Annotated in this window: 18 protein-coding genes; 4 read left to right on the forward strand and 14 right to left on the reverse strand. The window is 62.6% G+C overall.

What is annotated here, in order from left to right:
• Positions 1-39: 39 nt before the first annotated feature.
• The gene (locus tag ACEXP3_RS15100; protein ID WP_377298184.1) at positions 40-1,032 is read right to left on the reverse strand and encodes an iron ABC transporter substrate-binding protein; all 993 of its coding nucleotides are present in this window, start codon (positions 1,030-1,032) and stop codon (positions 40-42) included.
• A 264-nt stretch (positions 1,033-1,296) separates the two neighbouring features.
• Between ACEXP3_RS15100 and ACEXP3_RS15105 the strand changes: the two genes are divergently transcribed.
• Both ACEXP3_RS15105 and ACEXP3_RS15110 read left to right on the forward strand, forming a co-directional pair.
• Positions 1,297-2,211 (forward strand): glycerophosphodiester phosphodiesterase family protein, encoded by a 915-nt coding sequence (locus tag ACEXP3_RS15105; protein WP_377298028.1) that lies wholly within the window; start codon positions 1,297-1,299, stop codon positions 2,209-2,211.
• On the forward strand, positions 2,211-3,002 hold the full coding sequence (locus ACEXP3_RS15110; protein ID WP_377298029.1) for an inositol monophosphatase family protein: 792 nt from the start codon (positions 2,211-2,213) through the stop codon (positions 3,000-3,002). The genes ACEXP3_RS15105 and ACEXP3_RS15110 overlap by 1 nt, the downstream gene beginning before the upstream one ends.
• A 12-nt stretch (positions 3,003-3,014) precedes the next feature.
• On the opposite strand, the gene ACEXP3_RS15115 is transcribed toward ACEXP3_RS15110, so the two are convergent.
• The 9 genes from ACEXP3_RS15115 to pcaD all read right to left on the reverse strand — a co-directional run bounded on the left by ACEXP3_RS15115 (position 3,015) and on the right by pcaD (position 12,389).
• A complete protein-coding gene (locus ACEXP3_RS15115) occupies positions 3,015-4,136 on the reverse strand; it encodes an ABC transporter permease (protein ID WP_377298030.1) in 1,122 nt (373 codons plus the stop codon).
• A gap of 1 nt (position 4,137) precedes the next feature.
• Positions 4,138-6,891: a ribosome-associated ATPase/putative transporter RbbA gene (gene rbbA, locus ACEXP3_RS15120; protein WP_377298031.1), complete on the reverse strand. Its 2,754-nt coding sequence runs from the start codon at positions 6,889-6,891 to the stop codon at positions 4,138-4,140.
• Complete coding sequence (locus ACEXP3_RS15125) at positions 6,888-7,919, reverse strand: HlyD family secretion protein (protein WP_377298032.1); 1,032 nt, start codon at positions 7,917-7,919, stop codon at positions 6,888-6,890. Before ACEXP3_RS15125 ends, rbbA begins: the two co-directional genes overlap by 4 nt.
• Positions 7,920-8,159: 240 nt before the next feature.
• Entirely contained in the window at positions 8,160-8,579 is a 420-nt protein-coding gene (locus tag ACEXP3_RS15130) for an RbsD/FucU family protein (RefSeq protein WP_210106251.1), read from the reverse strand.
• A 167-nt stretch (positions 8,580-8,746) separates the two neighbouring features.
• Positions 8,747-9,802, reverse strand: coding sequence for a 3-carboxy-cis,cis-muconate cycloisomerase (locus ACEXP3_RS15135; RefSeq protein WP_377298033.1), 1,056 nt, complete (start codon positions 9,800-9,802; stop codon positions 8,747-8,749).
• A gap of 9 nt (positions 9,803-9,811) precedes the next feature.
• On the reverse strand, positions 9,812-10,429 hold the full coding sequence (gene pcaG / locus ACEXP3_RS15140) for a protocatechuate 3,4-dioxygenase subunit alpha (protein WP_377298034.1): 618 nt from the start codon (positions 10,427-10,429) through the stop codon (positions 9,812-9,814).
• A gap of 1 nt (position 10,430) precedes the next feature.
• Positions 10,431-11,171 carry a protocatechuate 3,4-dioxygenase subunit beta gene (pcaH, locus tag ACEXP3_RS15145; RefSeq protein WP_210106248.1) on the reverse strand — a complete coding sequence of 247 codons (741 nt, stop codon included), beginning with the start codon at positions 11,169-11,171 and terminating at the stop codon, positions 10,431-10,433.
• Positions 11,168-11,587 carry a 4-carboxymuconolactone decarboxylase gene (pcaC, locus tag ACEXP3_RS15150; RefSeq protein WP_210106247.1) on the reverse strand — a complete coding sequence of 140 codons (420 nt, stop codon included), beginning with the start codon at positions 11,585-11,587 and terminating at the stop codon, positions 11,168-11,170. The genes pcaH and pcaC overlap by 4 nt, the downstream gene beginning before the upstream one ends.
• 4 nt (positions 11,588-11,591) lie before the next feature.
• Entirely contained in the window at positions 11,592-12,389 is a 798-nt protein-coding gene (gene pcaD, locus ACEXP3_RS15155) for a 3-oxoadipate enol-lactonase (protein WP_377298035.1), read from the reverse strand.
• 90 nt (positions 12,390-12,479) lie between these two features.
• On the opposite strand from pcaD, the gene pcaQ reads away from it, so the two are divergent.
• Both pcaQ and purU read left to right on the forward strand, forming a co-directional pair.
• Positions 12,480-13,400, forward strand: coding sequence for a pca operon transcription factor PcaQ (pcaQ, locus tag ACEXP3_RS15160; protein ID WP_377298036.1), 921 nt, complete (start codon positions 12,480-12,482; stop codon positions 13,398-13,400).
• A gap of 239 nt (positions 13,401-13,639) precedes the next feature.
• Positions 13,640-14,524: a formyltetrahydrofolate deformylase gene (gene purU, locus ACEXP3_RS15165; protein WP_210106345.1), complete on the forward strand. Its 885-nt coding sequence runs from the start codon at positions 13,640-13,642 to the stop codon at positions 14,522-14,524.
• A gap of 22 nt (positions 14,525-14,546) precedes the next feature.
• Here purU and ACEXP3_RS15170 read toward each other — a convergent pair whose 3' ends face one another.
• The 4 genes from ACEXP3_RS15170 to chvE form a co-directional block, all read right to left on the reverse strand.
• Positions 14,547-14,789: a hypothetical protein gene (locus tag ACEXP3_RS15170; RefSeq protein WP_210106244.1), complete on the reverse strand. Its 243-nt coding sequence runs from the start codon at positions 14,787-14,789 to the stop codon at positions 14,547-14,549.
• Positions 14,790-14,945: 156 nt separating this feature from the next.
• Entirely contained in the window at positions 14,946-16,139 is a 1,194-nt protein-coding gene (gene mmsB, locus ACEXP3_RS15175; RefSeq protein ID WP_210106243.1) for a multiple monosaccharide ABC transporter permease, read from the reverse strand.
• Positions 16,136-17,701, reverse strand: coding sequence for a multiple monosaccharide ABC transporter ATP-binding protein (gene mmsA, locus ACEXP3_RS15180; RefSeq protein ID WP_210106242.1), 1,566 nt, complete (start codon positions 17,699-17,701; stop codon positions 16,136-16,138). The genes mmsB and mmsA overlap by 4 nt, the downstream gene beginning before the upstream one ends.
• A gap of 62 nt (positions 17,702-17,763) precedes the next feature.
• Entirely contained in the window at positions 17,764-18,819 is a 1,056-nt protein-coding gene (gene chvE, locus ACEXP3_RS15185) for a multiple monosaccharide ABC transporter substrate-binding protein (RefSeq protein WP_377298185.1), read from the reverse strand.
• Positions 18,820-18,839 lie beyond the last annotated feature (20 nt).

Consider the following 18,839-nt stretch of genomic DNA (forward strand, 5'->3'; position numbering starts at 1 on the left):
CGCTGCGGCGCCGTGAAGCAACCGGATTGCCGGCTAAAATCAGAGGATTCCGGCCGCCGTCATCAGATCCGTGACCTTGGCATTGTTGAGATGCGCCGGATCGACCTTGGGGGCATTGAGATCGGCAAGTGGCACCAGCGCCTTGTTGGAGGCTGCGTCGCGACCCACGGCATATTCGAAGGAGGTGCCGGTGCGCAGGATGTCCTGGCCGCCCTTCGCCGTCAGCCACTTCAGGAAGGCCTGGGCCTGCTGCTTGTGCTTGCTGGAGGCCAGAATTCCGCCGCCCGATACGCTGACGAAGGCGCCCGGATCCTGATTGCGGAAATAATGCAGGGCGACGTTCTTGCTGTTTTCGCCGGTGCGGGCCTGATCACCGAAATAATAGTAGTGATAGATCAGCGCGCCTTCGACCTGACCGGCATTGACGGCCTTCATGGCGGTGGAATTGCCGCGGTAGGGGGCGAAGTTTTCCTTCATGCCCTTCAGCCATGCGGCCGTTGCCGCTTCGCCCTTCAGCTCCAGGAAGGCGCCAACGATGGCCTGGAAATCGGCGCCCGATGGCGAGGCGGCCCAGCGGCCCTTCCAGGCCGGCTCGGCAAGCTCGGCCATGGTCTTCGGCAGCTTGTCTTCGGAAAGCTTCGTCTTGTCATAGGCAAAGACGGTGGAGCGGGCGGCAATGCCGACCCAATGGCCGTTGGAGGGCTTGAAGCCGTCCGGCACCTGCGCAAGCGTTGCCGCATCCACCGGTTCGAACAGCCCTGCCCCGTCCACCAGGGTCATGGCCGGGGAATTTTCGGTGAGGAAGAGGTCTGCCGGCGAATTGGCGCCTTCCTGCACGATCTGGTTGGCAAACTCCATGTCCGATCCGTTGCGCACGGTCACCGCAATGCCCGTCTCTTCGGTAAACGCCTTCACCCATTCCTGGGTCAGGCCCTCGTGCTGCGCATTGTAGATGGTGAGGCTGTCTGCCACCTGCGCATGCCCGACCGTTGCGATCGAGGACAGGGACAGCGCAAGCGCGATGCGGCTCATGGCGTTTCGATAGGAAATCAAGTTTGCCTCCATGGCGGGTCTCATCAGGATGTCGGATGAGCGTTATATAAAGCGGATAGTGACAGTCAACATTGATCGGCTTTGCCCCCGCACGATTGCGTGATCGAAAGAGCCATCAATACAAGGAGTTGCAGGCGCGTTTGCTGACACGTTGGCGGCCTGTGTCACAAAACTCTCATCACTGCGGGTTTAAGGAGTGCGCCATCCCGTGCCACCCGCATGGACCCCCAGGAGAGCTTAGCCATGAGCGGCGCATCAAATGCGATTGTCGATGAAGAAACCCTTTTTGCAGAACCACTTAAGCCTTTCCTTGCGGCGGATGTGAAAGCCCTGTCCTCACGCCGCAACCCGGCAATTCTGACGATTGCCCATCGCGGCTTCTGGCGGGAAACGGCGGAAAATTCGCTGGCTTCCGTGCGTGCCGCCATCGCAGCCGGCGTCGACATGATCGAGATCGACACGCAGGCGACGCTTGATGGCCGGCTGGTGGTGATCCACGATGCGACGCTTGACCGCACCACGACTGGCACCGGCACCGTCGCCCAATTGCCGTTCGAGACGGTGCGCCGCGCCATGCTGAAGACCGGCGCCGGCGGCGCGGATGCCGCTCTCACTCAGGAAGGCGTGCCGACGCTCGAAGAGATTCTGGAAGAGGCGCGCGGAAAAATCACCGTCAACATCGACACGAAATTTGCCCGCGACCTGCCCCAGGTGATGGAGACGGTGCTGCGCCTGGGCATCGCCGATCAGGTGCTGGTGAAGACCGATATCGATCTTGATGCGCAGCATTTTGACATTCTCGACGCCGACTGGTTTGGCAGGATCCCGCATATGCCGATGTTTGCCGTTCGCCCCGGCCGGTTCGCCGAGGATCTTGCCCGCATCGCGCCGCTTTCAGCCCCGATGATCGAGGTGAAGTTCAAGGACATCGCCGATCTTGAGACGGGCCATGCGGAACTCGAGCGCCAGAACATCCGCCTCTGGATCAACACGCTTGACGTTTCCCATTGTCTCGATTTCAACGATACGCGGGCTCTGGCCGAGCCGGATGCGGTATGGGGTGCGCTGGTCGATGCCGGCGTCGGCGCCATCCAGACGGACGAGGTCGCAGCTTTCAGGACATGGCTCAACGGGCGCTTTGGCGCAGAAGGCAAGTGATGACGATTTCCCATGAACGGCTGGAGCGTGCCTCCAAGGTGATTGCAGAGGCCATGGAACTGGCGCTCAGGTTTCACAGGGACCGCACCAGCATTGCCACCCGCGCCAAGGGGTTCCAGGATTTCGTCTCCGAGGCCGATACGGCCGTCGAGCAGCTGGTGCGCGACCGGTTGGCAGAGGCTTTTCCGGGCGAAACGGTGCTCGGCGAGGAAATGGGCGGCGTTGCCGACGACGCCTACTGGATCGTCGATCCGATCGACGGCACGACGAATTTCCTGCGCGGCTCGCCGCTCTGGGGCATTTCGCTCGGCTTCGTGCGCCATGGCAGGCCGGAACTCGGCGTCGTTGCCATGCCGGCGATGGGCGAGATCTATGCGGCGGCCGATGGCACCGGCCTCTTCCTCAACGGAACGCCTTTCGTGCGCGATACCACCTTTGAAGACGTGCGCATGATGTCGCTCGGCGACAGTGCTGCCGCCGAGGCCGAAGGCGTGGCGGCGCTGACGGTCGGCCTTCGCCATGCCGGCTGGGTGGTGCAGTCGATCCGCTCCACCTCGATGGGCCTCGTGTTTTCCGCCCGTGGCACCTATGACGGCCACCTGCAGAAGTACACGACCATGTGGGACATTGCCGGCGGCGCGGTTCTGGCGCGCGAGGCAGGCCTTGACGTGCGCATCGGCACCCGCGACGGCATTCCCTATATCGCCGCGGCAACGCCGGCCCTCATGGCAGCCACCGAGCCCTTCTGGCCGGAGCTCCGTGAGCCGGAACTGCTTGCCGCAGCCGGTTGAGATCCCCACGCTTCACGCCGCAGACATCAGCGAGCGGCGGAAGCGCAGGAGCGCCAGGGCAAAGAAACCGCAGCCGACGACGGCGAGCGCCAGCATCTGCGGCCAGACGATGAAAAAGTCTGCGCCGCGATAGAGGATCGCCTGCGACAGGGCGACGAAATGCGTCGAGGGCGAGATCTGCATGACGGTCTGCAGGAAGACCGGCATGCTTTCCATCGGCGTCGTGCTGCCCGACAGAAGGTTCATCGCGATCAGCACCGGGATTGCGATGAGGCCGAACTGCGCCATGGAAGTGGAGGCGGTGGCAATCAGGATGCCGAGCGAGGTCACCGAGAACTGGTAGAGTACGGCGGATGCGATGAAGAGACCGAGCGAGCCGGCAATGGGGACATGCAGCACCCGCTCCACCACCACCACGAGCGACAGCACGGCGGCCACGACGATCACCAGCCCGTTCGCCCAGATCTTCGACAGCATGATCTCGCCGGGCGTCACCGGCATCACCAGAAGATGCTCGATTGTGCCATGTTCGCGCTCGCGGATGAGGGCGGCTCCCGTGAGGATCACCGACAGCATGGTGACATTGTTGATGACCTGCATCACCGCGTTGAACCATGTCGACATCAGGTTGGGGTTGAAGCGGGCGCTGATGACGAGGTTGATCGGGGAGGCTGTGACCTGTTTCGGCAGGGCGGCGGCGACTTCCTGGCGAATGATGCTCTGGATATAGGTGGCGCCGGTGCCGGCAAGCGACATGGCGGTGGCATCGACGGCGATCTGCACCGAAGGCCGTCTGCCGGCGATGACGTCGCGTTCGAAATTCGGCGGAATTTCCAGGACGAAGGTGTAGGTGCCGCCATCCATGGCCGGATCGACATCCGGCGCCTCGATCAGCACCGGCGTCTGGAAGAAGGGTTGCATCAGCCCGTCGCGCAGTCGCGCCGACAGCATGGAGCGGTCTTCGTCAACCACTGCAACGGAGGCGTTTTCCACCTCCGACTTTGCCCCTGTCGCCACCGTATAGATGGCGATGGTGAAGGCATAGAGGATGAGGATTATCATCACCGGATCGGCCTTCAGGCTGTACAGCTCCTTGATGCCGAGACGCATGATGCGGGCAAGCTTCTGTTTCATCTCAGGCACTCCGCTTGCGCAGCGCCACAAGCGCGATCAGGATGTAAAGGACGGCGAAACCCGCCAGCACCAGAATGTTCGTCCACAGTTGCGCAAGCCCCAGCCCCTTGGTGATGACGCCGACGGTGATCGGCTGGTACCAGGCAGAGGGAAAACTGAAACCCATCAGCCGCCCGCCCCCCGACAGAGACGACACCGGCACCAGAAGGCCTGAAAAATTGACCGCCGGGATCATGGCAACGATGGCGGTCGCAAAGATCGCCGCCACCTGGCTGCGCACGAAACTCGACACCACGAGACCAAACCCCGTGGCGGCGCTGACATAGAGCAGCGACCCCACCATCAGCACCGGCAGCGACCCCTTGATCGGCACCGCAAAGACAAAGCGCGTGAGAAGGATGAGGATGAGGAAGCTGACGAAGGCGATGGCGACATAGGGCAATTGCTTGCCGAGCAGAAACTCAAGCCGCGTGACCGGTGTCGCCTGGAAATTGGCGATCGATCCTGTCTCCTTTTCCTTGACGATGCCGAGCGCCGTCATGATGGCGGGAATGAGAATGAGAACCAGAACGAGCACGCTCGGCACGATGGCATTGGTGCTCTTGAAGGACTGGTTGTAGCGAAAGCGGGTTTCCAGATTGACCGTCTCGGTCGCATTCGTCCGGCCCGTCTGGCGGGCTTTCGCATCGGCAATCGACCCGGCCACCAGGCCGTTGACGTAGCCGCGCGCGGTCTCGGCGCGAAACGGCATGGCGCCATCGAGCCAGACGGAAACTTCCGGCGTCAGCTGCCGCTGCAGGTCGCGGCCGAAATTTGGCGGGATTTCCACCGCAACGGCAAGTTCCCCGGTGCGCAGGCGCCTCTGCAGCGCGTCTTGCGACACGATGGCGGCGCGCTCCTCGAAATAACGCGAGCCCTGAAAGCTTTCGACCAGCTGCCGGCTCTCGGCCGACTGGTCCTGGTCATAGATGGCAAAGGGCAGGTTTTCCACGTCGAACGAGATGCCGTAACCAAAGGTGACGAGCAGCAGCGCCGGGCCGACCAGCGCAAAGATCAGGCGCGCCCGATCCCTCAGCACTTCCAGTGTCTCGCGCCGCGCATAGGCGAAAAGCCGCCCGACATCGAAACGGCGGATGCGCTCCCGGGACGGGCCTTGCGCATCGACGCCTGCTGTTTCGGCCGGCCGGGAGGTCGCATCGGCTGCATCCGGCGCTTCGCTGAGCGTGCCCATGCCGGCCTCGCTCAAGACATCGATGAAGGTTTCCTCAAGCGTCGCCTTCCCACGTTCGGCACAGAGCGCCTTCGGAGCGCCGACGGCAAGCACCCGTCCCTGGTGCATCAGCGAAATGCGGTCGCAGCGCTCCGCTTCGTTCATGAAATGCGTCGACAGGAAGATCGTCACGCCCCCTTTGCGCGACAGCGAGATCAGCGAGCGCCAGAAGGCATCGCGGGCAACCGGATCGACGCCGGACGTCGGTTCATCGAGAATGAGGATTTCCGGGCGGTGCAGCACGGCGGCGGCCAGCTGCAGGCGCTGGCGGATGCCAAGCGGCAGCGCGTCCGGCGCCTTGTCGGCCACCTCCGTCAGATCGTATTCGGACAGCATGACTTCGACGCGCGGAGCAATCTCGTCGGCCGGAAGCCCGAACAGGCGCGCATGCAGCTCAAGGTTCTGGCGCACGCTGAGCTCGCCATAGAGCGAGAAGGCCTGCGACATGTAGCCGACGCGCTTGCGGGTTTCGATGTCGCGCGACAGAAGCGGCTGGCCGAACAGCCTTGCCACCCCTTCGGTTGCGGGCAGGAGACCGGTCAACATCTTCATCGTGGTGCTCTTGCCCGAGCCATTGGAGCCGAGAAAGCCGAAGATCTCGCCTTTCGGAATGCGGAAACTGACGTGATCGACGGCGGTGAAATCGCCGAAACGGCAGGTCAGTCCTTCCGCCTCGATGGCTGGTGGGCCATCCGTCACGATGCGGGGGGAGAGCGTCAGGGGCGCGAGAACCTTGCCCTCCGCCGATGGCATCAGCGCGGCAAAGGCCTCGTCCAGCGTCGGCTTTGCCGTCTGCGCAAGAATTTCGGCGGGTCTTCCGGTCGCAATCACGCGGCCTGCATGCAGTGCTGCCAGCCATTCAAAACCTTCCGCCTCTTCCATGTAGGCGGTGGCGACGATGACGCTCATGCTCGGGCGCCGGGCGCGGATGCGCTCGATCAGCTGCCAGAACTGCCGGCGTGACAGCGGATCGATGCCGGTCGTCGGCTCGTCAAGGATCAGGAGGTCCGGATCGTGCAGCAGCGAGGCGCAGATGCCGAGCTTCTGCTTCATGCCGCCAGACAGCTTGCCGGCGGGGCGGTCGCGGTAGGGCAGAAGCCCGGTCACGGCAAGCAGCTCGTCCATGTGGCGCCGCCGCTCGTCGGCCTTCAGGCGAAACAGCCGGCCGAAGAAATCGAGGTTTTCCGCAACGCTCAGCGTCGGATAGAGATTGCGGCCGAGCCCCTGCGGCATGAAGGCAAGGCGCATGCAGACGGCGCGCCGGTGGGCGGCCTCGTCCATATCGCCGGCGAGCACGCTGATGTGGCCGGTCTGCAGCCGGGTAACGCCCGCGACGAGGCCGAGCAGCGTCGACTTGCCAACGCCATCCGGTCCGATCAGCCCCACCATGCAGCCGGCGGGAATGTCGAGCGTCACGTCATCGAGTGCGGCCACCTCGCCATAGCGATGCGTGACGGACTGAAGCTGCACGACGGGCTCGCTCATTGCGGAAGCTTCGTCTGGAGCGCGTCCGGCCAGGCCGCACCGGCATGGCTGCGCACATAGCCGATGCCGCGAATGCCGGTCTTGACGCGGCTTTCATACTCTTTCAGCAGGTCGGGCGCGATCTTCAGCTTGACGCGGAACATCAGCTTTTCGCGTTCCTCGGCGGTCTCCACCGTCTTCGGCGTGAACTGCGCCTCGGAGGCGACGAAGGAAATGCTGGCCGGCATGACATATTGCGGAGCGGCATCGAGAATGATGCGCGCCTCGTCGCCGATGGCAAGCTCGGCTGCCACCCGGGCGGGCACGAAAATCGTCATGGTGACATCGGCCAGATCGAGCATGGTGGCAATCGGCGCGCCGGCGGCCACCACCTCGCCCTTCTGCACGAGCTTGTATTCGATGCGTCCGCGCGTCGGCGCCTTCAGCACCGCATCATCGAGCTGCGACTGGATGCGGGCAATTTCGGCTTCTTCCGCTTCGGAGGACGCGGCGGCCTCCTCCCGGGCGGCATTGGCGGCGCGAAGGGAGGCTTCGGCGACCTGCAGCTGGCTTTCGCGCATGTCGCGCTGCTGCACCGTGCCGCTGCCCTTTTCGCTCATGGTGCGGGCGCGGTCATATTCCTGGCGGGCCAGAACCAGCTCGCTCTGACGCTGCGCAATGGCGGCCTCCGCCTCCACTTCCGCCGTGGCGCTGCGGCGGGCCTTGGCGCGGGCGCCGGCCATTTCCGCCTCGAGATCCGCCGTGTCCATGCGCGCCAGCACCGTGCCGGCATCGACGATGGTGCCCTCGGTCGCCAGAACCTCGGCAAGCCGCCCGGCAAGCTTTGTCGAAACGAGGATCTGCTGCGCCTCGATGCGGCCATTGGAGGTGGCAATGCCCGGCATCGTATCCTTGCCCGTCAGGCGGTTCCACAGCGCCTCGAAGCGGGTCTTCAACGCCGCCGGATTGTTGGTGTCTGCCGCCGCAACAGGTTGCGTCAATGCCAGCGCTAGCAGAGTGGTCTGGCTCAAAGCCGCCCATCGTCTCATCAGGAAAACCTCCGTCCAAACCGTCGTGCCTGAAGGCATCGGCCAGCGGATGGTTACGCCTCAGCGGCAGGCGCTCCTTGATTTATGTCATCGTCCGGCAAAAGGGGCTGCCGCGTTGGCCATTGAAGGAGCGGATGCGTGGGGATCAAAGGCGGTGCCAAACGGCTGGGGCCGGAGACGCGTCTGCGTCCCCGGCCCCAAGCTTTCGTGTATCAGGACGGTGTGAGCCATCCCTGCGGATCAGCTGCGCACCACGCCCTTTTTCAGAATGATATTGCCATAGAGGCGGGATTCGCCGGTCTGGACGATGGCAAAGCAGCCCTTGGCGCGCTCATAAAAGGCAAAGCGCTCCAGCGTGCCGCACTGGCCGCGATCGCCGACGACGGCGCGCAGTTCGGCAACGGCCGGCGGCACTTCGTCGGGATTGCCGACCACTTCCATGGTGACGACCGGCACATCGACGAACTCGTCGAGCGGCATGACGCTGACAACGGCCTGCGTTGCCCGCGTTACCGAAACGCCATCGAGGCGGATGAGACGTTTTGCGGTGCTGGTGCCTGGAAAATTGGCGTCGACCACGGCGATTTCATCGCCATGACCCATGGCCCGCAGCGTGTGCAGAAGGTCCGGCGACAGAAGCGGGTCGATATTGATGAGCATGTGTTGTCCTCCCTGAAGGCGTGTTCGCAGCGCAAGCCGCTCTGCGTTCAAAAACCGCTGCGACGGCTTTAAGACGTTTCGGAGGCGTGCACAATTTGCCGTCGCCGCAGCGCACGCATTTTTGGTGCCCTGTTGCCATTGCATCAGCCGCGGCGAAGCGGCCCCGCTCAGTCCCGGCCAAGGGCGCGGATGTTGGACAGAAGCTCGTGCGCCCGCCGCAGCGACGCGCCGGTTGCAACCGCCATCAGTGGCAGAAGCATCCATTCAAGCGTCCAGGCAGCGCCCGAACGTTCCTGCTCATGCACCATGGCGTGATGCATGCCCGACAGCTGCACGGCGTTGAAGCGGGCAAGCGAGACCAGAACTTCGGCCGCCACCGGGTTCTGCTTGTGGGCCATGGCAGACGAGCCGCCACCGCCGGCAAGCGTCATCTCGCCCCCCATTTCGGCAAGAAGCGCGATGTCCTGCCCGAATTTTCCAAGACTTCCGGAGATCAGCGCAAAGAGATCGCAGATCTCCACCAGCCGGTCACGCTGGCTCTGCCACTGGATCACGTCGGCAAGGCCGAGTTCTTTGGCAAGACGGGCGCGCACGGCGCCGGCCTTGTCGCCCAGCGCATCGAGCGTTCCGGCAGCGCCGCCGAACTGTACCGGCAGGCCAGCTTGCGAAAGCCCCTTCAGGCGCTCCGCATGGCGCGCAAGCGGTTCCGCCCAGCTGCGGATACGGTCCGAGACGGTGATCGGGATTGCTGCCTGCATGCGCGTATGGCCCATCAGGGCGCGTTTTCCGTGGGCCTTGTCCAGGGCGGCAAAGGCCTTGAGAAGCAGGTCGAGCCGCTTGGAAAACAGCGCAAGGACGCCGGAGAGCCTCAGCATCAGGCTGGTGTCGATGACATCCTGGCTGGTGGCGCCCTTGTGGACGAAGGGGGCGTCATCGGGGCTCACGGTCGCGCGCAGCTGGCGCACGAGATCGGCCACCACCACGCCATCGCGGCTCACGCCGGCGCGAAGGGCTGCAATATCCGGCTCGAACGTCAAAACAGCCGCGGCGATGCGCTGTGCGGCGTCCATGGGAATGACACCCGCCTGCCCTTCGGACAGTGCAAGCGCCCGCTCGAAGGACAGCATGGCGGCGATATCGGCCGCGGTTTCAAAAAAGGCTCCGGTCTCCTCGTCACCGAGGAGACCGGACAGGATGGGATGATCGAATGCGGAAATGCTCAACGATCTGCCTCAGATGTCGAAGAAGATGGTTTCGTTTTCGCCCTGCAGGTGGATGTCGAAGGTGACGACATCACCCTCCCGCTTGCCGATGAGGGTTGGCACACGCACGCGATGCTCGATGCGGGCCAGTACCGGATCCTTTGCATTGGCCTCTTCCTCGTCGGAGAAATACATGCGGGTCTGCAGGCCGATATTGATGCCGCGCGCCACGATCCACAAGGTCACATGCGGTGCCATCGGCCGGCCGTCGTTGAAGGGCACGGATCCGGGCTTGATCGTCTCGAAGGAAAACTCGCCCGTTACCATGTCGGCCGGGCAGCGGCCCCAGCCGAAGAAGTTCGGATCGGCCGTGCCGCGCGTCTCCGACGGGCTGTTGTAGAAGCCGTCGGCATCGGCCTGCCAGATCTCGATCATCGCATCGCGCAGCGGCGTGCCGGAGCCGTCGATGACGCGGCCCTTGATAGTGATGCGCTCGCCGCGCGTCTTGTCGCTCGCCATCGGGCCGGAGCCGAGATCGGTGTCATAGACGCCGGTAATGCCGGTGAAATTCGGCGTGCAGCCGATATGCACGTAGGGCCCGGCGGTCTGCGACGGCGATTCCTTCAGGTAATTCAGCGGCTGGACCATGTCAGTTGCCCTCCTTGCGGTTTTCAAAGAAGGTGGAGCGGCGGCCGCGCAGAACAATGTCAAACTTGTAGGCGCGCATGTCCATGGGAACGGTGTTGTTCATGTCGAGCGGTGCCACAAGGCGCTTGATGGCCTCCTCGTCCGGGATCGTCTTGACGATCGGGCAGATCCAGATCAGGGGATCGCCCTCGAAATACATCTGGGTGATCAGGCGCTGGGCAAAGCCATGGCCGAAGATGGAGAAATGGATATGCGCCGGGCGCCAGTCGTTGACGCCGTTCGGCCAGGGATAGGCGCCGGGCTTGATGGTGCGGAAGGCATAATAACCGTTCTCATCGGTGATGCAGCGGCCAAAGCCGCCGAAATTCGGATCGATGGCGGCGAGATAGGTTTCCTTCTTGTGGCGATAGCGGCCGCCGGCATTGGCCTGCCAGAATTCGACCAGCGCGCCGGCGACGCCCACGCCCCGCTCGTCCAGCACCCGGCCATGCACCATGATGCGCTGGCCGATCGCCATCTCGCCGGGCTTTGCGTAATTGACGATGAGATCATTGTCGAACTCGCCGATCATGTTGTGGCCAAAGACCGGGCCGGTGATCTCGCTCTTGGTCCCTTCCAGGGAGATCAGGGCGCGCTGGGGGGCGCGCAGCACCGATGTCTTGTAACCCGGCGTATAGGCTGGCGGATGGATCTCCCGGTCGCGGGCAAAAAATCCACCTGTTTCAGGCACTGTATTCTTCATCTCGTCTCCTCCTCGGCGTGGTTCACCGCTTGCCCTTCGGCATAGACTGATTTTGCGATCTTGAAGGCATGGTTGGCTGCCGGTACGCCGGCATAGATGGCAACATGGAGGAGCGCCTCGCGGATATCCTCTTCAGTTGCCCCGGTATTCGCCGTGGCACGAATATGCATCGCCACCTCCTCGTCCTGTCCGAGGGCGGCCAGAAGCGCGATGGTAACGATCGACCGCTCGCGCTTGGTAAAATGGGGTCTCGACCAGACGGTGCCCCAGGCACCTTCGGTGATCAGCTCCTGAAACGGCTGGTCGAACGGCGTTTCCTGGGCGCTTGCCCGGTCGACATGGGCATTGCCGAGCACGGCGCGGCGCGTCGCCATGCCCTGGCGGTAACGGTCGGTGCGGGGCGTCTGGTCGGCCATGAAGTCAGTCTCCGGGAAGATCCGCGACAAAGCCGCGAAGAAGGGCAAGGAAAAGTTCGGGCGTTTCGACGCACGGAATGTGCGCCGCGCCGGGAATGATTTCGAACCGTGCGCCGGGGACAAGATCGGCAAGCGAGCGCACTACGTCCGGCGGCGTCGAGCCATCCTCTTCGCCGACCACGCAGAGGGCTGGCACGGCGATGGTTCGGGCAACCGCGGTAAAATCGGCATCACGGATGGCCGCACAGGTCCCGGCATAGCCTTCGGGCGGCTGGCGCAGCAGCATGGTGCAATAGCCGCGGTAATCGGCATTGTCGGCCACGCGATAGGGCGCTGTGAACCAGCGCGTCATGACCGGTTCCAGAATGCTGGCAATGCCGTTTTGCCGCACCGCATTGATGCGGGCTGCCCAGAATTCGGCCGTGCCGATCTTGTGGGCCGTATCGGCAAAGACGATGGCGCGCACGAGATCCGGGCGCGTGTCGTAGAGCGACAGGGCAATCAGCCCGCCGACCGACAGCCCGCAGACGATGACGTTGGAAAGCCCGTAATGATCGATGAGGCCTGCCAGATCGGCGGAAAAATCCTCGATCCGATAGGGCGGTTCCCCAAGGTCCGACAGGCCATGGCCACGCTTGTCGAAGGTGAGGATGGTGAAATCGCCGGCAAGCTCTGCAACGACCCTGTCCCAGATACGACGGTCGGTGCCCAGCGAATTGATGAAGACGAGTGCCGGCTTGCCGCTGCCGAGGCCATGCACGTCATGGCTCAGAACCAGATCGCCGATCCGCATAAATTTCATGATCGCATCCTCCGCAGGTTTTATTGCATCCGACAAATGGTTAGGTAAAATGACATTTATACCCCCTAACCCTAACCTGTGAGTTATGAATTGATCGGATCGCGCGTCAAGTATCGCCATCTGCATACGTTCGTGGAAGTCGCCCGGCTGAAAAGCGTGGTCAAGGCGGCAGACAGCCTCAACATCAGCCAGCCGGCGGTCACGAAAACCATCCGGGAACTCGAGGAATTGCTGGGGGTGGCGCTGTTCGAGCGCGACGGGCGCGGCATCCGCATCACGCGGCCGGGAGACGTGTTCCTGCGCCATGCGGCCGCCTCCCTGACCGCTCTTCGCCAGGGCGTTGATTCGGTCTCGCAGGAGCTTCTCGACAATGTGCCACCGGTGCGCATCGGCGCACTGCCGACGGTTTCGACCCGCATCATGCCGCGCGCCATGACGCTGTTTCTGGAGGAGCGGACGGCAAGCCGCATCAAGATCGTCACCGGCGAAAACGCCGTCCTGCTGGAGCAATTGCGTGTCGGCGAACTGGATCTCGTCGTCGGGAGGCTGGCGGCGCCGGAAAAGATGGCCGGTTTTTCCTTCGAGCACCTCTATTCCGAGCAGGTGCTGTTTACGGTGCGTGCCGGCCATCCGCTGCTCGGCGGCGGCTCGGTCTTTGCCGGGCTTGCCGCCTATCCCGTGCTGATGCCGACGCGCGGCTCGATCATCCGGCCGGTCGTTGAGCAGTTCCTCATTGCAAACGGCGTGGCGGCGCTGCCGACGCAGGTGGAAACCGTGTCGGATGCCTTTGGCCGCGCCTTCGTGCGACAAAGCGATGCGATCTGGATCATTTCCAGCGGCGTGGTGGCGGGCGATATCGCAGCCGGCATGCTGGCATCGCTTCCCATCGATACCAGCGAGACGAAGGGTCCGGTCGGGCTGACGCTGCGCACCGACGCGCCTCCATCGCTGCCGCTCTCCATCCTCATCCAGACCATACGACAGGCCGCCGGCGAGGTTCTGCCTGTGTGATGCAGCGTCTGGTCCGGTCCTCCGCCTTCGCTTTTGCGCCTGCCGGTATCGCAAACCGATGCGCATGGGGCTTCGCCATGGTTTAGGGGTGGGAACCGTCTTCCGCCCTTCAAGGCTTGATATCTGGCCCATCTTGGCTATTGCGGCAGACAGAGATTTTGAAGGGCAGCGGGCGCCACGGTTCGCACCGCCCACACAGGACAGACGGCCCCAAAAGGCCCAAACGGAGAACGATGACGATGAAGAGCTATGTGCTGACCGTTTCCTGCCCCACCTCGCGCGGCATCGTCGCGGCGCTGTCCGGCTATCTCGCCGAAAAGGGCTGCAATATCGTCGATTCGTCGCAGTTCGATGATTTCGACACGCAAAAATTCTTCATGCGCATCTCGTTCATTTCCGAAGAAGGCGAAAGCCGTGAGGCGCTTCTCTCAGGCCTTGCGCCGATCATCGCGAAATTCTCGATGGAGGCCGACATTTTCGATGCCGCCGAGCGCATGAAAGTGCTGCTGATGGTGTCGCGCTTCGGCCATTGCCTGAACGACCTTCTCTATCGCTGGAAGATCGGCGCGCTGCCCATCGATATCGTCGGCGTCGTCTCCAACCATTTCGATTACCAGAAGGTCATCGTCAACCACGACATCCCCTTCCACCACATCAAGGTGACGAAGGAAAACAAGCCGGAAGCGGAAGCCCGGCTGATGGACGTGGTGGAGCAGACCGGCACGGAACTGATCGTGCTTGCCCGCTATATGCAGGTTTTGTCGGACCCGCTCTGCCAGAAGATGTCGGGCCGCATCATCAACATCCACCACTCCTTCCTGCCAAGCTTCAAGGGTGCAAACCCCTACAAGCAGGCTTACGAGCGCGGCGTAAAGCTGATCGGCGCAACCGCCCATTACGTGACGGCAGACCTCGACGAAGGTCCGATCATCGAGCAGGATACGGTGCGCGTGACCCATGCGCAAAGCCCGGAAGACTATGTCTCGATGGGTCGCGACGTGGAAGCGCAGGTGCTCGCCCGCGCCGTCCACGCCCATATCCATCACCGCACCTTCATCAACGGCAACCGCACCATCGTATTTCCGCCAAGCCCGGGAAGCTATGCCTCGGAACGGATGGGGTGAGAGGGCGACGGCGGTCGGCCAGTCACTGATCCTTTGATACGATCTTGAGATTTTCCACGTTCAGCGTGCCGACGGAAAGCCTGTCGATCCGTGCGTGACGGATCCTCAGACGTCCGATGGCAAGCGCACCGATGGCAAGCGCTCCAATAGCAAGTGCGCCCATGGCAACCGCACCAAGCGCCACGGCCGGCGAGGCCTGCGCTCGGCTGGCCTTTGACGGCTGCCCTGCCTCAATGTGCTGAATGGGCGCATTGGAATGCGTCATAGCTGGCCTCCCCTTCGTCACCGGGTCGTCAACATAGGCGACAAGGCTCGGTTCCATCAACGCAATTTGTGAAGTCGGTTCCCAGAGGTCAAACAAAAAAAGCCGCGAACTCCTTGCGGAATTCGCGGCTCGATCAGGTCGCAATGCTTGGGAGGATCAACGACGCTGGTTGTAGACGTCCACGCAGACGGCGCCGAGCAGAACCAGGCCCTTGATGACCTGCTGGTAATCGATGCCGATGCCGAGAATGGACATGCCGTTGTTCATGACACCCATCAGGAAGGCGCCGATGACGGCACCCGTGACCTTGCCGACGCCGCCGTAGGCCGAGGCGCCGCCGATGAAGCAGGCTGCAATCACGTCCAGCTCGAAGCCGGCGCCGGCCTTCGGCGTGGCGCTGTTGAGGCGTGCGGCAACCACGAGGCCGCCGAGCGCTGCCAGAACGCCCATGTTGACGAAGGTGAAGAAGGTCAGACGGGCGGTCTTGATGCCCGACAGTTCGGCCGCGCGGATGTTACCGCCGACGGCATAGATCTGGCGACCGATGATCGTGCGGTTGGTGAAGAAACCGTAGCCGGCCACCAGAAGCGCCATGATGATCAGTACGTTCGGCATGCCGCGATGCGACGAGATCAGGTAGGCGATGTAGCCGATGGCAGCGAGAACCAGGATGTTCTTGCCGACGAAGAAGCCGAAGGGCTCGCTCTCGACACCATGCGACTGGCGACGGGCGCGGCTGCGGATGTTCTGCCAGACGAGCAGCAGCGCAAGCGCAAGGCCCAGGATCATCGAGGTGATGTAGAGGCCGCCTTCCGAGGAGAAGAATTCCGGGATGAAGCCGGAGGACAGCTTCTGGAAGGTCGGGTCGAACGGGCCGATGGAGCGGCCGCTCAGCACCGCGATCATGAAGCCGCGGAAGACAAGCATGCCGGCCAGCGTCACGATGAAGGACGGGATCTTGAAATAGGCAACGAAATAACCCTGCACCGCGCCGATCACGCCGCCGATGATGAGGCAGACGATGCTCGCCGTGACGAAGTCGAAATTATACTGCACCATCATCATCGCCGCGACCGCGCCGACGAAGCCGGCGACCGAGCCGACCGACAGGTCGATATGGCCGGCGACGATGATCATCAGCATGCCGAGCGCCATGATGACGATATAGCTGTTCTGCAGGATGATGTTCGTGAGGTTCAGCGGCTTCAGAAGAATGCCGCCGGTGGCGAACTGGAAGAACAGGACGATCACCACGAGCGACAGCAGCATGCCGTAATCGCGCAGGTTATCTTTCAGGAACGCTGCGGCGGACTGCCGAACGGCGGGGGCTGTGGTTTCGGGCGTGCTCATTCTTCTCTCCCCTTGCGGCGCATGATGGCGCGCATGATGTTCTCCTGGGTGGCGCCTTCGCCGGCGACTTCGCCGACAAATTCGCCCTCATGCATGACCATGATGCGATCGCAGATGCCGATCAGCTCGGGCATTTCGGAGGAGATCACCACGACCGCTTTTCCAGCGTCCGCGAGTTCGTTGATGATGGAATAGATTTCGTACTTGGCGCCGACATCGATGCCGCGGGTCGGCTCGTCGAGGATCAGCAGATCTGGATTGGTAAACAGCCATTTCGACAGGACAACCTTCTGCTGGTTGCCGCCCGAAAGCTTTCCCGTTTCCTGATAGACATTGTGGCTGCGGATGCGCATGCGGGCGCGAAATTCCTGCGCCACCTTCATCTCGGAAATATCGTCGATGACATTGCGGCGCGACACGCCCGGAAGGTTGGCAAGCGAGATATTCTTGCGAATGTCTTCGGCAAGGATGAGGCCGAGATGCTTGCGGTCTTCCGTCACATAGGCAAGGCCCGCGTCGATGGCGCGGTTGACGTTCGAGACATCGACGTCCTTGCCGTGCATGCGCACGGTGCCGGTGATGTTGCGGCCCCAGGAGCGGCCGAAGACACTCATGGCGAATTCGGTGCGTCCGGCGCCCATCAGGCCCGAAATGCCCACCACTTCGCCGGCACGCACCGACATGGAGACATTCTTGACGACGCGACGGCCCACATGCTGGGGATGATCGACGCACCAGTTCTCCACCTCGAAGATGACCTCGCCGATCTTCGGCTCGCGCTTGGGGTAGCGGCTTTCCAGATCGCGGTCGACCATCTTGCGGATGATCTCGTCTTCCTCGATGACGCCGGCATGGCAATCCATCGTATCGACGGTGCGGCCGTCGCGCAGCACCGTGATGCGGTCGGCGACTTCCGAAATTTCGTTCAGCTTGTGGCTGATGAGGATCGAAGTGATGCCCTGGCGGCGGAACTCCTTGAGGAGTTCGAGAAGGGCGGCACTGTCGGTTTCGTTGAGCGAGGCGGTCGGCTCGTCGAGGATCAGCAGGCGCACGTCCTTCGACAGCGCCTTGGCGATTTCCACCAGCTGCTGCTTGCCGACGCCCAGATTGGTGATCAGCTGATCGGGTGCCTCGCGCGAAAGGCCGACCTTGGCCAGAAGCGCCTTGGTGCGCTCATGCACGGCCGAACGGTCGATGACGCCGAAACGCGACGGCGCATTGGCAAGAAAGATGTTCTCGGCAATCGACATCAGCGGGATGAGCGCAAGCTCCTGGTGAATGATGATGATGCCAAGTGCTTCGGTATCGTTGATATTGCGGAAATTGCGTTCCACGCCATCATAAAGAATGGAGCCTTCGTAGGAGCCGTGCGGATAAACGCCGGACAGCACCTTCATGAGGGTCGACTTGCCGGCGCCATTTTCGCCGACCAGCGCGTGGATTTCGCCTTCGCGCACGGTAAAACTGACGTCTGACAGCGCCTTGACCGCGCCGAAGGACTTGGAGATGCCGCGCATTTCCAAAATCGGGGTGCGTTCGGCCGCAGGGACGGGATCGAGCATGCCATCTTCTCCGATGGGGAACGGAAGAGTGCGGCGGCTTTCACCGCCGCACCGGTGCAGACTTACTTGATCTGGGCTTCGGTGTAGTAACCGGAACCGATCAGGACTTCCTTCCAGTTGGTCTTGTCGACGGCAACCGGCTTCAGCAGGTAGGACGGAACGACCTTCTTGCCGTTGTCATAGGTCTTGGTGTCGTTGACGGTCGGCTCCTTGCCGGTCATGACGGCATCAACCATGTCGACGGTGACCTTGGCCAGTTCGCGCGTATCCTTGAAGATCGTCGAATACTGTTCGCCGGCAATGATCGACTTGACGGACGGCACTTCGGCGTCCTGACCCGATACGAACGGCATGGCCTGGCCGCCGGAACCGTAGCCGACGCCCTTCAGCGACGACAGGATGCCGATGGAGATACCGTCATAGGGCGACAGAACAGCGTTCAGCTTCTTGTCGTTGTAGTAAGCCGACAGGATGGCGTCCATACGAGCCTGGGCGGTTGCACCGTCCCAGCGCAGCGTGGAAACCTTGTCCATGCCAACCTGGCCGGAACCGACCTTCAGCACGCCCTTGTCGATGAGCGGCTGCAGAACGCTCATGGCGCCGTTGTAGAAGAAGAAGGCGTTGTTGTCGTCCGGCGAACCGCCGAACAGTTCGATGTTGAACGGGCCCTTCTCGGTGTCGGCCTTCAGAGCCTTGACGAGCGTGGTGGCCTGCAGAACGCCGACCTGGAAGTTGTCGAAGGTCGCATAGTAGCTGACATTCGGCGTGTCGCGGATCAGGCGGTCATAGGCGATGACCTTGATCTTCTGGTCGGCAGCCTGCTGGAGAACGTCCGACAGGGTGGTGCCGTCGATGGCAGCGATGACCAGGACCTTGGCGCCCTTGGTGATCATGTTCTCGATCTGGGAGAGCTGGTTCGGAATGTCGTCTTCCGCATACTGCAGATCGACGGTATAGCCGCGTTCCTTCAGAACCTTGACCATGTTGTCGCCGTCGGCGATCCAGCGGGCCGAAGACTTGGTCGGCATGGCAACGCCGACAGTGCCCTTGTCGGCAGCGCCGGCCGGAGCTGCGATGGCCATGGCTGCGAACATGGCAGCCGTGGTGAGGTACTTCATCAGTTTCATAAGTTACTCCT

This window comes from Neorhizobium fuzhouense (assembly GCF_042611105.1).
Taxonomy (GTDB): Bacteria; Pseudomonadota; Alphaproteobacteria; order Rhizobiales; family Rhizobiaceae; genus Neorhizobium; species Neorhizobium galegae_A.

Bases quoted from the DNA above. Each gene is read 5' to 3' on its own strand.
- ACEXP3_RS15170 (WP_210106244.1), bottom strand. From the start codon at position 14,789: ATGACGCATTCCAATGCGCCCATTCAGCACATTGAGGCAGGGCAGCCG.
- rbbA (WP_377298031.1), bottom strand. From the start codon at position 6,891: ATGAGCGAGCCCGTCGTGCAGCTTCAGTCCGTCACGCATCGCTATGGC.
- ACEXP3_RS15125 (WP_377298032.1), bottom strand. From the start codon at position 7,919: ATGAGACGATGGGCGGCTTTGAGCCAGACCACTCTGCTAGCGCTGGCA.
- ACEXP3_RS15110 (WP_377298029.1), top strand. From the start codon at position 2,211: ATGACGATTTCCCATGAACGGCTGGAGCGTGCCTCCAAGGTGATTGCA.
- pcaD (WP_377298035.1), bottom strand. From the start codon at position 12,389: ATGAAATTTATGCGGATCGGCGATCTGGTTCTGAGCCATGACGTGCAT.
- mmsA (WP_210106242.1), bottom strand. From the start codon at position 17,701: ATGCTCGATCCCGTCCCTGCGGCCGAACGCACCCCGATTTTGGAAATG.
- pcaG (WP_377298034.1), bottom strand. From the start codon at position 10,429: ATGGTCCAGCCGCTGAATTACCTGAAGGAATCGCCGTCGCAGACCGCC.
- purU (WP_210106345.1), top strand. From the start codon at position 13,640: ATGAAGAGCTATGTGCTGACCGTTTCCTGCCCCACCTCGCGCGGCATC.
- pcaC (WP_210106247.1), bottom strand. From the start codon at position 11,587: ATGGCCGACCAGACGCCCCGCACCGACCGTTACCGCCAGGGCATGGCG.
- pcaH (WP_210106248.1), bottom strand. From the start codon at position 11,171: ATGAAGAATACAGTGCCTGAAACAGGTGGATTTTTTGCCCGCGACCGG.
- ACEXP3_RS15115 (WP_377298030.1), bottom strand. From the start codon at position 4,136: ATGAAACAGAAGCTTGCCCGCATCATGCGTCTCGGCATCAAGGAGCTG.
- ACEXP3_RS15100 (WP_377298184.1), bottom strand. From the start codon at position 1,032: ATGAGCCGCATCGCGCTTGCGCTGTCCCTGTCCTCGATCGCAACGGTC.
- mmsB (WP_210106243.1), bottom strand. From the start codon at position 16,139: ATGAGCACGCCCGAAACCACAGCCCCCGCCGTTCGGCAGTCCGCCGCA.
- chvE (WP_377298185.1), bottom strand. From the start codon at position 18,819: ATGAAGTACCTCACCACGGCTGCCATGTTCGCAGCCATGGCCATCGCA.
- ACEXP3_RS15130 (WP_210106251.1), bottom strand. From the start codon at position 8,579: ATGCTCATCAATATCGACCCGCTTCTGTCGCCGGACCTTCTGCACACG.
- ACEXP3_RS15105 (WP_377298028.1), top strand. From the start codon at position 1,297: ATGAGCGGCGCATCAAATGCGATTGTCGATGAAGAAACCCTTTTTGCA.